9 protein-coding genes and 1 pseudogene are annotated in these 15766 nt (G+C 69.0%); 4 read left to right on the top strand and 6 right to left on the bottom strand.

Features of this window, described 5'->3' with window-relative positions:
- The first annotated feature begins 49 nt into the window (after window positions 1–49).
- A complete protein-coding gene (locus tag AB4Y75_RS15985) occupies window positions 50–682 on the top strand; it encodes a TetR/AcrR family transcriptional regulator (protein ID WP_441436867.1) in 633 nt (210 codons plus the stop codon).
- Here the strand turns inward: AB4Y75_RS15985 and AB4Y75_RS15980 are convergent.
- Window positions 664–1287 (bottom strand): isochorismatase family protein, encoded by a 624-nt coding sequence (locus tag AB4Y75_RS15980; protein ID WP_441436866.1) that lies wholly within the window; start codon window positions 1285–1287, stop codon window positions 664–666. The two genes, AB4Y75_RS15985 and AB4Y75_RS15980, sit on opposite strands and share 19 nt — an antisense overlap.
- A gap of 131 nt (window positions 1288–1418) precedes the next feature.
- On the opposite strand from AB4Y75_RS15980, the gene AB4Y75_RS15975 reads away from it, so the two are divergent.
- Together AB4Y75_RS15975 and AB4Y75_RS15970 are read left to right on the top strand one after the other, a co-directional pair.
- Window positions 1419–2393: a GlxA family transcriptional regulator gene (locus tag AB4Y75_RS15975; RefSeq protein ID WP_441436865.1), complete on the top strand. Its 975-nt coding sequence runs from the start codon at window positions 1419–1421 to the stop codon at window positions 2391–2393.
- A gap of 157 nt (window positions 2394–2550) precedes the next feature.
- Complete coding sequence (locus tag AB4Y75_RS15970) at window positions 2551–4020, top strand: amino acid permease (RefSeq protein WP_441436864.1); 1470 nt, start codon at window positions 2551–2553, stop codon at window positions 4018–4020.
- 119 nt (window positions 4021–4139) lie between these two features.
- Here the strand turns inward: AB4Y75_RS15970 and AB4Y75_RS15965 are convergent, their stop codons facing one another.
- Window positions 4140–5252, bottom strand: coding sequence for a PQQ-dependent sugar dehydrogenase (locus tag AB4Y75_RS15965; protein WP_441436863.1), 1113 nt, complete (start codon window positions 5250–5252; stop codon window positions 4140–4142).
- 168 nt (window positions 5253–5420) lie between these two features.
- On the opposite strand from AB4Y75_RS15965, the pseudogene AB4Y75_RS15960 reads away from it, so the two are divergent.
- Window positions 5421–7988 (top strand): annotated as a pseudogene (locus tag AB4Y75_RS15960) (GNAT family N-acetyltransferase); the annotation flags it as partial.
- 144 nt (window positions 7989–8132) lie between these two features.
- Here AB4Y75_RS15960 and AB4Y75_RS15955 read toward each other — a convergent pair.
- The 4 genes from AB4Y75_RS15955 to fdhD all read right to left on the bottom strand — a co-directional run bounded on the left by AB4Y75_RS15955 (window position 8133) and on the right by fdhD (window position 15642).
- Entirely contained in the window at window positions 8133–10433 is a 2301-nt protein-coding gene (locus AB4Y75_RS15955) for an FdhF/YdeP family oxidoreductase (RefSeq protein ID WP_441436862.1), read from the bottom strand.
- A 187-nt stretch (window positions 10434–10620) separates the two neighbouring features.
- Entirely contained in the window at window positions 10621–13050 is a 2430-nt protein-coding gene (locus AB4Y75_RS15950) for an FdhF/YdeP family oxidoreductase (protein WP_441436861.1), read from the bottom strand.
- Between the two features lie 95 nt (window positions 13051–13145).
- Complete coding sequence (locus tag AB4Y75_RS15945; protein WP_441436860.1) at window positions 13146–14651, bottom strand: OFA family MFS transporter; 1506 nt, start codon at window positions 14649–14651, stop codon at window positions 13146–13148.
- A gap of 121 nt (window positions 14652–14772) precedes the next feature.
- The gene (fdhD, locus tag AB4Y75_RS15940) at window positions 14773–15642 is read right to left on the bottom strand and encodes a formate dehydrogenase accessory sulfurtransferase FdhD (protein ID WP_441436859.1); all 870 of its coding nucleotides are present in this window, start codon (window positions 15640–15642) and stop codon (window positions 14773–14775) included.
- Window positions 15643–15766 lie beyond the last annotated feature (124 nt).

The raw sequence follows: 15766 nt of genomic DNA, 5'->3' as shown, positions 1-15766 counted from the left end.
GCGGAGGCCGACGTCGCGCATCACCCCGTCCGCCACACGAAAGCAGCCCATGGCACGTCCCCGGACCCCCGTCCTCACGGCGGCTCGCATCGCCGACGCCGCCATGGAGCTCATCGACTCGGGGAAGCCGTTCGGGGTGAACGCCCTGGCACGGGCCCTCGGCGTCCAGCCGTCCTCGCTCTACAACCACCTGGATGGACGCCGGGCGATCATCGAGCTCGTGCGCGGCCGTCTCGTGGAGCGGTATCTGGCCGCCATTCCGGACGAGCTGCCCTGGGATGAAGCCGTGGAACTCGTGGTCCGCTCCGAGCGGCGGATGTACACGGAACACCCTCACATCGTGCCGCTGATCGCCACCGAGACGGTGACCGACGCCGCGGCGATCGCCTCGTATGACCAGATGGCGGCGATCCTCCTCCGCGGCGGTTTCCCGGAGCACGAGGTGCTGGTGCTCATCCAGCTCCTCGACGCCTTCGCCCTCGGTTCCGGACTCGACTACGCCGCGCCCGAGGACGTCTGGGAACCCGCCACCCCCACGCTGCACCTGACCCGCCTGCTCTCCTATCAGCCGAGCGGCAAGGTCAGGAGCGACCAGGCCTTCGAGATCGGGCTGGACATGCTCCTGACCTCACTGCGAGCGCGGCTGGCGGCACATCGCCACACTCAGGCCGACGGCTCCTGACCGAGGGATTCCTCGCCACTCAGATCGGACACCCGGTCCACGACCACGCCGTACACGTCACCGATCGTGGCGAGCGCCGCGCGGTGCAGCTCCTCCGAGGCGACCGGTCCGGCCACTGACGGCAGTGAACGGGTGGCGCAGGCGCGTGCCACCACGGTGGGCGCATTGCCGCGCAGCAAGGCGCCCTCCGCGGTGAAGGTCACGCACATGTGGGTCATGAAACCCGCGATCACCACCTCCGTGTTTCCGGCCGCGTCCACGAGGTCCCCGAGGCGGGTGCCCACGAACGCGTTCGGCGCGGTCTTGACCACCACGTCCTCACCGTCCACCGGCGCCACGGCCGGGTGGATGCGCCCCACCTCCTGGTCCAGGTCGTACGGGCTGCCCGGGCCGCCGTCGTGCACCACGTGGATGACGGTGGAGCCGGCGGTGCGGGCGCGCTCCAGGAGTGCGGACGCCTCCGCAAGGGCGGCTTCCCAGCCGTCGAGCTCCATCACTCCCTGCGTATAGGTGTTCTGGTAATCCACCAGGATGACAGTGGCGCGGCCCAGCGCAGCGGGAGTGGTGGATTCCTGGCCGAGTTCGCGCAGGGTGGTGCTGGTCATGATGATCTCTCCTTGATTCCGGCTGATGATGAGTACCATGTTTCCTGAGCCGATCCAGCGCCAACAGTGTGGATCGGGTCAGGATTCGTCGATTCGGGGGCGTCTGGCGGCTCCCGGGACAGGAAGGCGCCATGAGCAACCTCGCAGCCGTGCCGAGAGTCGCCGTCCTGGCGTTCGACGGGATCAATCCCTTCCACCTCTCCGTCCCCTCACTCGTCTGGGGTTCCGAGTCGCCGCGCGGCGCCATGGAACCGTGGGACATCACGGTGGTCGGGCCACAGCCCGGCCCGCTGCGCACCAGTGCCGGGTACTCACTCCTCGTGGATCACGGACTGGAGGCGTTCGACGACGCCGACCTCATCGTGGTGCCGTGGTGGTCCGATCCCACGGTGGCCGCACCCGGACACGTCGTCGACGCGCTGCGCCGGGCGCACGCACGGGGCGCCGTCGTGGTGGGCCTGTGCCTCGGCGTCTTCGTGGTGGCCGACAGTGGCCTGCTGGACGGCAGGGAGGCCACCACGCACTGGACCTGGACGGAGACCTTCCGGAGACGCTTCCCCTCGGTGCGACTCAGCCCCGAACGCCTCTACGTCGATGAGGGAAGCCTCGTGACCGGGGCCGGTGCGACCGCCGGGATCGACACGTGCCTGCACCTGCTCGCGCGCCATCGCGGTCAGGCCACCGCCAATCGGGTGGCACGCAGGATCGTCGCCGCTCCGCACCGGCCCGGCGGTCAGGCGCAGTTCATCGAGGCACCCGTCCCCCAGGAGGAGGCGGATCCCGTGACCTCCGCCATGGCCTGGGCCCGGGACCGGTTGCAGGATCCCCTCAGCATCGACGCCCTCGCCGCACGGGCCCACCTGAGCCGCAGCAGCTTCACCCGGGCTTTCCGCTCCCGGACCGGCACCACCGTTCACCACTGGCTGGTGACCCAGAGGCTGGCCCTGGCCCGGGAACTGCTGGAGAGTTCCGCATTGGACATCGAATCCGTCGCCCGGCGCGCCGGGTTCGGCACGTCGGCACGGCTGCGGGAGCATTTCGCCCGCCATCTGGACACGACGCCGAGCCGCTACCGCGAGGAGTTCGCCACCCCGTCCCCGGGCTGACCACGCCGCATGCCGCTCCGCACTGCGGAGCGGCATGCCAGCCATGGCACGCAGGCACAGGCTTGTGGGCACCGGCTTGGGACGCCGGCTTTTGGGCAATGACGGACGCCTGTGGAAAAGTTCTGCGGGTAAACCACTCCTCCCCGGAACGTGAGTCATGAATCAATCACCTCAAGCCCCAGGACCCTCGACGGCACAGCGCAGTGTCCGCACGTCCTTCCCCGCGCCGGACTCCCCCGGCCCGGCGGCGGATCTGCAGCGCCGGCTCTCCACGCGGCACATCCGCTTCATCGCCCTCGGCTCCGCCATCGGCACCGGTCTCTTCTACGGTTCCTCGGAGACCATCAAGGCGGCCGGTCCGGCCGTGCTCCTGGCCTACATCGTGGCCGGGGCGATGGTCTTCATCGTCATGCGCGCACTCGGCGAGATGGCCGTCCGCCATCCGGTGGCCGGCTCCTTCGCGCAGTACGCGGACCGCTACATCTCGCCACTGGCCGGCTTCCTGACCGGCTGGGTGTTCGCCTTCGAGATGCTGATGGTGGCCATCGCGGACATGGTGGCCGCCGGGAAGTACATGGGCCTGTGGTTCCCGAACACCCCGGGCTGGGTCTGGATGCTGGCGGCCATGCTCATCATCTGCGGGCTGAACCTGCTCCAGGTGAGCGTGTTCGGCGAGCTTGAATTCTGGTTCTCCCTCATCAAGGTGGTCACCATCATCGCGATGATCGTCGGCGGCATCGGCCTGATCGTCTTCGGCGTCTCGACGGGCGGGGTCCAGCCCGGCCTCCATCATCTGGTGGACCACGACGGATTCGCGCCGTTCGGCGTGTGGGGCATCGTCATGAGCCTCGCGATCGTGGTCTTCAGCTTCGGCGGCGTGGAGACCCTCGGCATGACCGCGGGCGAGACCGGCGACCCCGGCACGGCGATCCCCAAGGCCGTGAACTCCGTGCCGTTCCGCATCCTGATCTTCTACATCCTCTCGCTCGGCGTCATGTTCTGCCTGATCCCCTGGAAGGAGATCGGCACGCAGGGCAGCCCCTTCGTGCAGGTGTTCACCGGACTGAAGATCCCCGCAGCCGAGCACATCATCAACGGCGTGGTCCTCACGGCGGCGCTGTCCGCCATGAACGCCATCACCTATACGCTGATCCGCACCCTGTACGGACTGGCCCAGCAAGGACAGGCGCCGCGCAGCTTCCTGAAGCTGAGCAGGACCGGTGTGCCGCTCGTGCCCGTCACGATGGTGTTCAGTGGCCTGATCCTGGGCCTGTTCGCGTTCCTGCTGATCCCGGACACGCTGTTCCTCCTGGTGGCCTCCATCGCGTCCTTCGCCACGGTGTTCACCTGGGTGATGATCCTGGTGTCCCATTACCGCATGCGCCGCGAACTGCGAGGCGCACGCGTGGGCAGCGGCGCCTACCGGATGCCGGCCTGGCCCGTCCTGAGCTGGATCGCGCTGGCGTTCATGGCCTTCGTCCTGGTGATCCTGGCGTTCACGGACACGGGCCGGGTGGCGCTGCTGGTGGGCGTGGGTCTGGCCGCGGCCCTGAGCATCGTCTACGTCGTCGCCATCAAGCCACGGCACACCGGACGGATCGAGCTCGAGGTGGCCGAGGACGCCTGACGGGATCCGCCGGCGGTCACCGACGGCGGCCTCTCCACGCGCACGACGACGGCGCCGCTCACCGGGTGGGCGGCGCCGTCGTCGTGCGGGGGGCGGGATGGCCGTGGCGGCTCCGGCGGTCAGCCCGGCGTGATCCGGACGACCCGGTCATCACCCGGCCTCGGCGTCCCCCGGCCATCGGTGTTGTTGGTCAGGACCCAGAGGGAGCCGTCGGGCGCCGGGACGGCTGTCCGCAGCCTCCCCACTGCGCCTCGGAGCAGCAGCTCCGAGTGGGCTGTGTCGGACAGCGGGACCCGGCGCAACGACCGGCCCTTGAGATTCGCCAGGTACAGCGCATCGTCCAGCACGGCGAGGCCGCTCGGACTCGCCTCGGACGGCGCCCACTGCTGGAGGGGATCCCGCAGCCCGGTCCGGCGCGCCGTCCCTTCCGCGAGGGGCCAGCCGTAATTGCCCCCGGCCACGATCTCATTGAGCTCGTCCCAGGTGTTCTGCCCGAACTCGCTCGCGAAGAGCCGTCCGTCCGCCGACCAGGCGAGACCCTGGACATTGCGGTGGCCGTAGCTGTACACGGGCGATCCGGGGAACGGATTGTCGTCGGGCACCGCGCCGTCCGGTGTGAGGCGGAGGATCTTGCCCTGCACGGATGTGGTGTCCTGGGCTTTGGCCGGTTCCTGAGCATCCCCGACTCCGGCGTAGAGCATCCCGTCCGGGCCGAACGCGATGCGCCCGCCGTGGTGGAACCGCGCCGCGGGGATGCCGCTCAGGATGGTCTCGGCGGGTCCCAGGCCCAGGGAGCCTGACCCGCCGGTGAGTGAAAAACGCTGGATCCGGTTGCCGCCCTCGCCTGTGGAGAAGGCGTACAGACTGCGCTCCGGACCGACGGCCAGGCCCAGCAGGCCGCCTTCGCCTCCGCGTTTCACCCCGGGGACCACGCCGGCCACCCGGGTGCGGACGGTTCCCCCGCTCCCGGTCACGATCTCGAGGATCCGGCCACTGTCCCGTTCGCTCAGCAGCGCCGAGCCGTCGAGGAACACCAGATCCCACGGGGCGCTCAACCCGGTGACGATGTCCTCGTGAGCCGGGCCGCCCGTCGGTGACCCACCGGACGGCGCGACGTCGGGGCTCGCCGCGCTGCGGCCACCCTCGGGTCCGGACGTGCACGACGTGAGAAGCCCGGCCGTCAGTGCGACGCCTGCCGCCAAGGCGCCACGGCGGGTCGGTTGCTCCCTCATCTCGCCTCCCTCGCGCAGCCCCGTGACTGTTGGCCACCAGACTAGCCCCGGCGCCCCGGCCGCGCGAGGCCCCCTGCACCCGGCCCTCACCTCGATTTGCTCCGTTCTTACCCTCCAGGCTACCTTCTGTTCTTAAGTAAGCCTTACCTAATTTCGAAAGCGTGACCGATGACCGCCCCACCCTCCGGGCCCTCCCCTGCCGTCTACCGTGATCCGTGGGGAATCCCCCATCTGCGGGCGGATTCAGCAGATGACCTCGCTTTCCTCCAGGGCTGGAACGCGGCATGCGACCGGTCATGGCAGCTCGAAATGGACCGCTGGCATGCGGAGGGCCGGGTGGCGGAGATGACCGGGCCGGACGCCGTGGCGTGGGACCGCTTCGCACGGCAGGCGATGCTGACGGACACCGCCCGGGCGTGTTTCGAGGCCCTCGACACCGTGACGCGCCGCTGGTGCACCCGGTACGTCGACGGCGTCAATCAGGCCCTGGCTGAGGGCCGGCGGGGCGGCGCCGAGTTCACCGAGAGCGGCACCGAACCGGGACCCTGGTCGCCGTGGATGCCCCTCGCCGTCTTCCTGGTCAATCACATCCTGTTCTCCACCTTCCCCCATAAGCTCTTCCGCGAGCACGTCTCGGACGTCCTGGGACCGGAAGCGGTCGCGCTGTTCTCCCAGGAGGCCCCGGTGCTCTCCGGCAGCAATGCCTGGGCCGTGCACGGTTCCCGGACCGTTGGCGGCGCACCGCTCCTCGCCGGCGACCCGCATCGTCTCCTCGAAATACCGGGCGTCTATCAGCAGGTCCGGCTCTCCTGCCCGGAGTTCGACGTCGTCGGCCTCGCCTTCCCCGGCGTTCCGGGACTGCCACACTTCGGCCACGCCGGTGGCGTCGCCTGGGCGATCACGAACTCCATGGCCGATTACCAGGATCTGTTCCGTGAGAAACTCCGCCGCTCCGGGCCGACGGGGCTCGAGGCCTTCGGTCCCGGCGGCTGGGAGGCGGTCACCACGCGGACCGAGGAGCTGCTCGTCCGGGGCGAGGACACCGTGACGGTGGAGATCGCCGAGACTCCGCGCGGGCCGGTCATCGCGGGACTTCCCGGGCCGGGCGAGGGTGATCTTTCCGCAGGACTGAGCCTGCGGACACCCGCCCGGGTGACCTCCCGACTGGGATTCGAAGCACTCCTGCCCCTGCTCCGCAGCACCCGGGCCTCCGACGTCGAGCAGGCTCTGGACACCTGGGTGGAGCCCGTCAACAGCGTGCTGGTGGCGGACACGCGGGGCGATGTACGGCACTTCCTCGCCGGAAAGGTCCCGCTGCGCTCGCCTGAGAATCGCGTCATGCCGGTACCGGCATGGTCGGCCGCCCATCGCTGGGAAGGCACGTTCCTGCCGCTGCCGTCGCGGGCGGTGGACACCGTGGCGGTCAGCGCCAATGACCGGGCCGCTGCGCTCGAAGCCGACATCGCTCTCGAGTTCGCCCCCGCCCACCGCGCGCTGCGCATCGCCGAGCTCCTCCATGCGAACGACGACGGCGGCCCGCACCCACTGCTGTGCCCCGAGGACATGGGACGCATCCACACGGACACCCGGCTCGGGTCGCTGTCCTCCTTCCGCCCGCTGCTCGCGGGCCTGGCTCGGGATTCCCTGTCCGACGCAGCCCGCCGGACTCTGGACGAACTGCTCGCGTGGGACGGCCACATGGACATGGACAGTGAGCCGGCGGCGGTCTTTGCCCTCTGGCGCGATGCCCTGGTCCACCGGCTGGCCGCCCATCCGGTGTTCGAGCCCCTCCGGGCGCCCACCGGCCATGCCCCCGTGTTCGCGCCGTGGCTGGCGCTCACCGGACGGCTCGGGCTCGCCCTCGAAACGCTCGTCGCCGGCCCGGTCCCGGACGGCCTGGACCTGCCCCGGGAAGCGGCCGCCGCCCTCGAAGCGGTGCTGCCCGTGTCCCTGGCCGACGGCGCCGGGGCTCCTTCCTGGGGCGAACTGCATCGGCTCCACCCCCTGCACCGCCTTCCCGCCGCCGCAGCCGCCTCCCTGCCATCGACTCCCCTGGCCGGCGACAGCTCGTGCGTGCTGGCGACCGACAGTGTGCCGGGCGGTGGCCACCTTTGTTTCAGGGGGTCAGCCGCACGCTACGTCTGGGACCTCTCCGACCGGCGGAACAGCCGGTGGATCGTTCCCTTCGGAGCCGCTGGAAGCCCCGCCAGCCCACACTTCCTCGACCAGCTGCCGCTCTGGGCAGCCGGAGAACTCCTCCCCGTCATCACCGACTGGGACCGACTCACCCTTGGAGACCTGATGCCCGGCACCACGATTCACCAGACGCCCGAACCGTCGGCACCGACCAGCGCCGCCGCCGACCGGTCACCGGGACGCCTCCGCATCCTGCCGGTGCGGCCCGAGGAGGACGGGGACCTGATCCATTCGTGGGTCAGCCAGGAGCGCGCCCGGTTCTGGGGCATGACGGAGTACACCCGGGATGAGGTCGTGGAGGTGTACCGCTTCCTGGACTCATTGCCGACGCATCACGCGTTCCTGCTCACCCTGGAGGAGGAGCCGGTTGCGCTGTTCCAGAGCTACGACCCGTTCCACGACCCGGTCGGCGAGGCCTACGAACCCCAGAACGGAGACCTCGGGATTCACCTGTTCATGGCTCCGGCGCGGCAACCTCGGCCGGGACTCACCCCGCGGCTGGTCCTGCACTTCATAGGACATCTCTTCGCGACGACGGGTGCGCGCCGGATCGTCGTCGAGCCTGACGTCCGCAACGCCAAGGCGCTCGCCCGGCTGGCCGGCAGCTCCGAAGAGGACGCCGGCACCGTCATGTCGGCCGCAGGTCACCTGCAGATCAGCTGCAGGTCAGCCCCGGCGATGCCGTCAGGCCGACGGCGTCACCCGGACCTTGACGTTCTTCATGAGAGGCTGATCGCTCTGAGTGCTGTAATCGGCCAGCCCGATCAGAACGTTCATCTCCGGCATGTACCCGGCGGCGCTGCCCTGGGGCAGGTCGTACCGGAGGGCCCGGTACTGGCGGATCGAGCGTTCGGAACCGTCCTTGGAGGTGGCCACGATGTCCACCATGGAACCCTCCTCGATCCCCCGGGACCGCATGTCCTCCTCGTTCAGGAAGATGAGTTCCCGCAGGTTCTTCACGCCGCGGTAACGGTCGTCGTTCGAGTAGATCGTGGTGTTCCACTGATCGTGGGAACGCATGGTCTGCAGGACCAGCACGTCCTCCGATTCCGGGATCACGTCCGGCAGCGGTGCCAGCGAGAACTGGGCCCGTCCGGACGGAGTCAGGAAGACCCGTTCCCGGGCCGGCTGGGGAATCCTGAAGCCGAGAGGCTGCTGGATCAACTCGTTGAAGCCCTCGAAGCCGGGCAGCGCCCGGGCCATGACGTCGCGGATCCGGTCGTAGTCCTCGATGTACCACTCCCACGGAGTGGCGCTGTCCGGAAGTGCCGCCCGGGCCATACCGGCGATGATCGCGGGCTCGGAGAGCAGGTGGGTCGAGGCCGGCTGCTTGCGTCCGATGGAGAGGTGCACCATGCTCATGGCGTCCTCCACCGTGACCCCCTGGAGCCCGGTGGCCTGCTGGTCCCGCTCGGTGCGGCCCAGGCACGGAAGGATGAGGGCCTTGCGGCCGTGCACCAGGTGACTCCGGTTGAGTTTGGTGCTGACCTGGACGGTCAGCTCGCAGTTCCGCAGGCCTTCCGCGGTCCGGGCGGTATCCGGCGCGGCCAGCACGAAGTTGCCGCCCATGCCGACGAACACCTTGACCGTGCCGTCCAGCATCGCCTGGATGGTGCGGACGGTGTCCAGACCATGGTGCCGGGGCGGGGTGATTCCGCAGGCCTCCGCCAGACGGTCCAGGAACGCCTCCGACGGGCGGTGGTCGATGCCGCAGGTCCTGTTGCCCTGCACGTTGCTGTGACCGCGGACCGGGGACGGACCCGTGCCTTCGCGGCCGATGTTGCCCTTGAGGAGCAGCAGATTGACGATCTCGCGGGCGGTGTCCACGCCGTGCTCGTGCTGGGTGACACCCAGGCACCAGCTGATGATGGACCGTTCGGACGTGACGTAGATGTCCGCGGCCTTGCGGAGATCTGCTTCGCTGAGTCCCGCCTGCAGGGCCAGATCCTGCCAGGAGGTCTGAGCGAGCAGTTCCCGGTACTCGTCGAAGCCATCGGTCAGACCTGCCAGGAACTCACTGTCCAGAACCGCCGGGTCCTGCTCCGCGGCCTCGAGAGTGGCCTTCGCCATGGCGCGGATCAGCGCCAGGTCGCCACCCGGGCGCACTTGCAGATTGAGCGTGCTCGTCGGGCGCGTCTTGAACGTGGCCATGTCCATGATGTCGTGCGGCACGATCGTCCGGGTGGCGCCCGCTTCGATGAGCGGATTGATGTGCACCACCTGGGCGCCGCGCTTCACGGCCTCCGACAGCGCGGTCAGCATGCGCGGTGCGTTGGAGGCGGCGTTCACGCCCAGGATGAAGAGAGCGTCGCAGGTCTCCCAGTCATCCAGGTCCGCCGTCCCCTTGCCGGTTCCGAGCGATGCGGTGAGAGCCCGGCCGGACGCCTCGTGGCACATGTTGGAGCAATCCGGCAGGTTGTTGGTGCCGAGCTCGCGGGCCATCAGCTGGTAGAGGAAGGTCGCTTCATTGCTGAGACGGCCCGAAGTGTAATAGGCGGCCTCATCAGCGCTGTCCAGGCCGCGCAGTTCGTCACCCACCAGGGCGAAAGCCTCCTGCCACGTGATCGGCACGTAACGGTCCGACGCCGGGTCGTACACCATCGGCTCGGTGAGGCGGCCCTGGTTCTCCAGATCGAAGTCCGTCCAGTCGGCCAGCTCGGACACGGTGTGCGCGGCGAAGAACTCGCGGCCCACCCGTTTGTGGGTCATCTCCCACGTGACGTGCTTGATGCCGTTCTCACAGATGTCGAGCTTCAGGCCCTTGTTGTCATCCGGCCAGGCACACCCGGGGCAGTCAAAGCCCTTGATCGGGTGGTTCATGCTGAACATGGCCTTGGAGCCCGCCAGCAGCTCCTTCTCCCGGAAGAGCACCTTCATGACCGAGGTGGCGGCTCCCCACGCAGCGGCCGGGTGATGATACGGATGCTGGGACGGCGCGCCCTTGGCCTTGGGGCCGTATCCACCTTGCCGCGGCTCGTCCGGCATCAAGCCATCGGATGCGGCCCGTCCAGCCGTCGATTCATCAAGACTTCCCACTGCAGGCTCCTTCAATCCCGTGATCCGGTCACTTCACCTTCTCACCTGGCACAGCGCTATTCAACGTCCGACGCCGTGCCGGGCCACCTTCACCGGCACAGGCCGTCACCCCTGCGAGATCATCAGGCCGTACCGTTCAGAAACCGAGCTCGGCCAGGGGTTCCAGTGGTTTCTGGACAGGACTCGGCTCCAGCCGGACCACCACCGACTTCGAGGCGGGAGTCCCCGAACCCACTGCCTGGGAGTCGAGCGGAACCAGGACGTTCGTCTCGGGATAGTACGCCGCGGCGGCACCCTTGACGGTGTCGTACTCGACGACCCGGAACCGCGGAGCCCGACGTTCCACACCGTCGCTCCACACGGACACCAGGTCCACGAACTGACCGTTGTGCACGCCAAGGTCCCGGCAGTCGGCCTCATTGAGGAAGACCACGCGGCGCCCACCGTGGATGCCGCGGTAGCGGTCGTCCTGGCTGTACACGGTGGTGTTGTACTGGTCGTGGGAGCGGAGCGTCTGCAGGACCAGGCAGCCGTCCGGCACCGCGATCCAGTCGAGCTCCGAGGCCGTGAAGTGGGCCTTTGCATCCGTGGTGGTGAACGTCCGCGAATCCTGTGGGCCGTGGGGCAGCTTGAAGCCGCCGGGCACGTCGATGCGCTCCTCGAAATTCCCGAAACCGGGCAGGACCGCCTCGATGTGCCCACGGATGGTCCGGTAGTCGTCCATGGCGGTCCGCCAGTCGATCTGCGGAGTGCCGGGCTTCGCCCGGCCGTCCGGGCCGCACAGCACCGCGAGCGCGAGCCTCGCCACGATCGCGACTTCGGACAGCAGCTCCGACGACGGCGGCTCCAGGCGGCCCTGGGACGCGTGCACCATGCTCATGGAGTCCTCCACCGTCACCCTCTGCGGACCGGTCGCCTGCAGATCGCGGTCGGTCCGGCCGAGGGTCGGGAGGATCAAGCCCCTCCTGCCCGTGAGGAAGTGGGAGTGATTGAGCTTGGTGGAGACCTGCACGGTCAGCTCACAGGACGCGAGCGCGGCCTCGGTCACGGCGCTGTCCGGCGCGGCCTTCACGAAGTTCCCGCCCATACCCATGAAGAACCGGATCCGGCCATCGCGCATCCCGCGGATCGAGTCGACCACGTCGTGGCCGTGCCGCCGCGGGCTCTGGAATCCGAAGCGGGAGTCCAGCGCGTCGTGGAACCACTCCGGCATGCGTTCGAAGATGCCCATGGTCCGGTCACCCTGGACGTTCGAGTGCCCGCGGACCGGCAGGAGCCCGGCCCCCGTCCGTCCGATGTTCCCCTGGGCGAGGATGACGTTGACCACCTCCCGGATGGTCTGGACCGAATGCCGGTGCTGTGTGAGCCCCATGGCCCACGAGACCACGGTCCGGTCGGAGGTGAGCAGCAGTCCGCCGATCTCCCGGATCCGGGCCTCCGGGATCCCGGTGGCCTCCTCGATGTCGGACCAGCCCGTTTCCTCCAACCGGGCGATCCAGTCCTCGAAACCGGTGGTGTGCGCCGCGATGAAATCGTGATCGAAGACGGTCTTCAGACCGGGCGACCGCTCCCCTGCACGTTCGGCTTCCAGGAGTACCTTGCCGAAGCCGCGGAACAGGGCCTGGTCTCCACCGAGCCGGATCTGGAGGTGGTGGTCCGCCAGGGCCGTGCCCGACCCGAGCACGCCGCGCACCTTCTGAGGATTGCGGTATCTGATGAGCCCAGCCTCCGGTAGAGGGTTGACGGCCACGATCGTGCCACCGGCCCGCTTGACCTTCTCCAGCGCGGTGAGCATCCGGGGATGGTTGGTTCCCGGGTTCTGGCCCACCACCAGCACCAGGGACGCCTGTTCCAGGTCCTCCAGGGACACCGAGCCCTTGCCGATGCCGATCGTCTCGGTGAGTGCCGTGCCCGAGGACTCGTGGCACATGTTGGAGCAGTCGGGCAGATTGTTGGTGCCGAAGCCGCGGACGAACAGCTGGTAGAGGAACGCCGCCTCATTGCTCGTGCGGCCGGAGGTGTAGAAGGTCGCCTGGTCCGGGCTGTCCAGCGCCGCGAGCTGGTCCGAGATGATCGAGAAGGCCTCGTCCCAGCCGATCGGCACATAGTGCTCGGAGTCGACGTCCTTGAACAGCGGCTGGGTCAGACGTCCCTGGCCGCTGAGCCAGTGGTCGTCATGCCGGGCCAGCTCCGCGACGGTGTGCTGCTGGAAGAGTTCGGGGCGCACCCGCTTGCGCGTGGCCTCGGCGGCGACGGCCTTGGCTCCGTTCTCGCAGAACTCGAAGTGGCTGCGCTCCCCCGGCGCCGGGTCGGCCCACGCGCAGCTCATGCAGTCGAAACCCTCGGGCTGGTTGATCCCGAGCAGGGTCTGCACCGTGCGCACGGGACCCATCTGGCTCAGGCTGTGCTCCATGGCGTGCGTGATGGCGGGGACCCCCACGGCGGACCGCTCTCGCGGCTCCACGACGAGGGACGCCTCATCGATGTCCTTCGCCTCGTGTCGGGCTGCGGCGCCCGGGAGAAGGGCACTCGCGAGGGACTTCACATCATCGAATCTGTCCGGCATGCTCTGAGGCTACCCCTCGGAGCATGCCGGTTCCATGAGGGCCGCGTCATGATCGATCACGTCGGCGTTCCCGACCCACGTGGCGGGTGGGCGGCTCAGGAGAACAGGGCGAGCGCCTTGAGGGTCACCTGCGTCAGCCCGTAGCCGAGGGCGAGGATCACGACGGCGCTCAGCACCGTGGCGACGACCGTGTGCACCCCGCCTGCCTGCCCGGCCGACCGGCCACGCGCCGTCGTCGTGCCGTTCTCTGTGGTGTCCTTAGCGGACGCCGCGGGGACCGGCTCCGCGAACCGGGCCGCGACCGGTTTGATCAGCAGGTTCGCGACGAATCCCACGGCCAGGACGCCCACCATGATGAGCAAGGAGGTCGTGTAGACCTCGGGGCCGTGAGCCCCCTCGGCGGTGCGATGCTCCACCACCGCGTTGACGATCACCGGGCCGGCCACGCCCGCCGCGGACCACGCCGTGAGCAGGCGGCCATGGATGGCGCCCACCTGGAACACCCCGAAGAGATCCCGCAGATACGCCGGCGCCGTCGCGAACCCACCACCGTAGAACGACAGGATGACCAGGGTGGCGAGGACGAACACGACGAGGCTGCCGCCGCCGAACGCCGCGATGACCGCGTACATCACGAGGCCGACGCCGAGGTAGGCCATGTACATCCGTTTGCGTCCCAGGTAGTCCGAGACGCTGGACCAGACGAACCGGCCCGCCATGTTCGCCAGGGACAGCAGACCGACGAATCCCGCGGCCGATGCGACGTCGATCTGCGGGAAGTAGTCGCGGATCATCGGCGAGGCGTTCTCCAGGATGCCGATGCCGGCCGTCACATTGCAGAACAGCACGGTCCAGAGCAGCCAGAATTGGGGGGTCTTCACCGCGTTCGCCGCCGAGACACCCGCCGGCGCGGCGACCATGGTGCGACGCGGGGCTCCGGCCGGTCCCCCGGGCGGCGTCCAGCCCGGATGCGGGAGGCGGATCACGAAGGCGCCCATCGCGATGACCACCGCGTAGACGGCGGCCAGTGTCAGGAAGGTCGGCGCGAGCCCCTGGACGAGGTTCGCGGGGCCGGAGCCGCCGCCGTAGGCGCTCAGCAGCCCCGCCGAGACCGGGCTGGCGATCAGGGCGCCACCGCCGAAGCCCATGATCGCCAGGCCTGTGGCGAGTCCGGGACGGTCCGGGAACCACTTCATGAGGGTCGACACCGGGGAGATGTACCCGAGACCGAGGCCGATGCCGCCGATCACGCCATAGCCGAGGTAGAGGAGCCACAGCTGCCCGGTGACGATGCCGAGACTCGCTACGCAGAAGCCCGACACCCAGAAGGTCCCGGCCACCACCATCGCCTTGCGCGGACCCGCCTTCTCGACCCAGGTCCCGCCCACCGCGGCGGACAGGCCGAGCACGACGATCGCCAGGGAGAACACCCATCCGACGGCGAGGTCCCCGGCGCCGAATCGCTGCATGAAGGGCGTCTTGAAGACGCTCAAGGCGTAGACCTGCCCGATGCACAGGTGAATCGCCAAGGCGGCGGCCGGCATGAGCCAGCGGTTGAAAGTGGGTGGTGCGATCGTGGCTTCACGGTCGAGCACGCTCATCTGAACTCCTGCCACCCGGAACGTCCGGCCCGGGGATACGTTCCGCTTGCGGTCAGTTTCTATGACGTGAATAACAGTTCAGATGTCAGCGATTGTCAATGCGAATGTTCGGCCTGACCGTTCAGGAACCGGCGTGCACGGCGGCAGCCTCCACCGAGCCGGTCAGGATCCGTTCCGCCCCCGCATAGACGTTCATGGAGGCGCCCCGCAGGAAGCCTACGAGCGTCAGCCCCATCGACTCGGCCAGCTCGGCGGCCAGCGACGACGGCGCGGACACCGCCGCCAGGACCGGGATGCCGGCCATGACCGCCTTCTGGACCAGTTCGAAACTGGCGCGCCCCGAAACCTGGAGCACGGTGCCCGTGAGAGGCAGACGGCCGTTCTGGGCGGCCCAGCCCACCACCTTGTCCACGGCGTTGTGCCGGCCCACATCCTCCCGGACCACCAGCAGCTCCCCGGTGGCGGCGTCGAACAGCGCCGCGGCGTGCAACCCGCCGGTCTTCTCGAACGCGGCCTGCCGTTCGCGCAAGCGGTCCGGGAACGTGGCCAGCAGTGCGGCTTCCACGGTGACGGGGTCGACGGAGACGTCGTGCTGGGAGACGGTCTCCACCGCCTCGATGCTCGCCTTGCCGCACACTCCGCAGGAGCTCGTGGTGTAGAAGTTCCTCGCCGCATCCGGGCTGGGCGGGGCCACATGAGGGGCCAGCGCGATGTCCAGCACGTTGTACGTGTTCTCCTCGCCGCCCGTCCCGGGTCCCCCGCAGTGGATGGCGGTCCGGATGTCCCCGCCGTCGGCGATGATGCCCTCGGAGACGAGGAAACCGGTGGCGAGTTCGACGTCGTGGCCGGGAGTGCGCATGGTGACAGCCAGGGGCGACGAAGCGACCCTGATCTCCAGCGGCTCCTCCACCGCAAGGGTGTCGATCCTGCGGCGGGGTTCCTCGCCCAGGACGATTTTCAACAGCGGACGGCGTCTCGTGATCTGACCCACGGAGCCAAGGCTACACTCCCCGATCCGGGCGGCGGACCACCCTCCGGCTCGCGTTAGCATGGTCGCATGCCACGCCCCCACCCCTCCGAATCCCGTCCTGCCCAGCGTCTCCCCCGCGGCCGGA

It is taken from the genome of Arthrobacter sp. RAF14 (assembly GCF_052114185.1).
Lineage (GTDB): Bacteria > Actinomycetota > Actinomycetes > Actinomycetales > Micrococcaceae > Arthrobacter_E.
The sequence above is the reverse complement of the archived record's forward strand: the minus strand, read 5'-3'. Positions and strand labels throughout refer to the sequence as shown.

What these genes read in the sequence shown, in the direction of transcription:
- AB4Y75_RS15985 (WP_441436867.1), top strand. Translation starts at nt 50, where the DNA reads ATGGCACGTCCCCGGACCCCCGTCCTCACGGCGGCTCGCATCGCCGAC.
- AB4Y75_RS15980 (WP_441436866.1), bottom strand. Translation starts at nt 1,287, where the DNA reads ATGACCAGCACCACCCTGCGCGAACTCGGCCAGGAATCCACCACTCCC.
- AB4Y75_RS15975 (WP_441436865.1), top strand. Translation starts at nt 1,419, where the DNA reads ATGAGCAACCTCGCAGCCGTGCCGAGAGTCGCCGTCCTGGCGTTCGAC.
- AB4Y75_RS15970 (WP_441436864.1), top strand. Translation starts at nt 2,551, where the DNA reads ATGAATCAATCACCTCAAGCCCCAGGACCCTCGACGGCACAGCGCAGT.
- AB4Y75_RS15965 (WP_441436863.1), bottom strand. Translation starts at nt 5,252, where the DNA reads ATGAGGGAGCAACCGACCCGCCGTGGCGCCTTGGCGGCAGGCGTCGCA.
- AB4Y75_RS15955 (WP_441436862.1), bottom strand. Translation starts at nt 10,433, where the DNA reads ATGCCGGACGAGCCGCGGCAAGGTGGATACGGCCCCAAGGCCAAGGGC.
- AB4Y75_RS15950 (WP_441436861.1), bottom strand. Translation starts at nt 13,050, where the DNA reads ATGCCGGACAGATTCGATGATGTGAAGTCCCTCGCGAGTGCCCTTCTC.
- AB4Y75_RS15945 (WP_441436860.1), bottom strand. Translation starts at nt 14,651, where the DNA reads ATGAGCGTGCTCGACCGTGAAGCCACGATCGCACCACCCACTTTCAAC.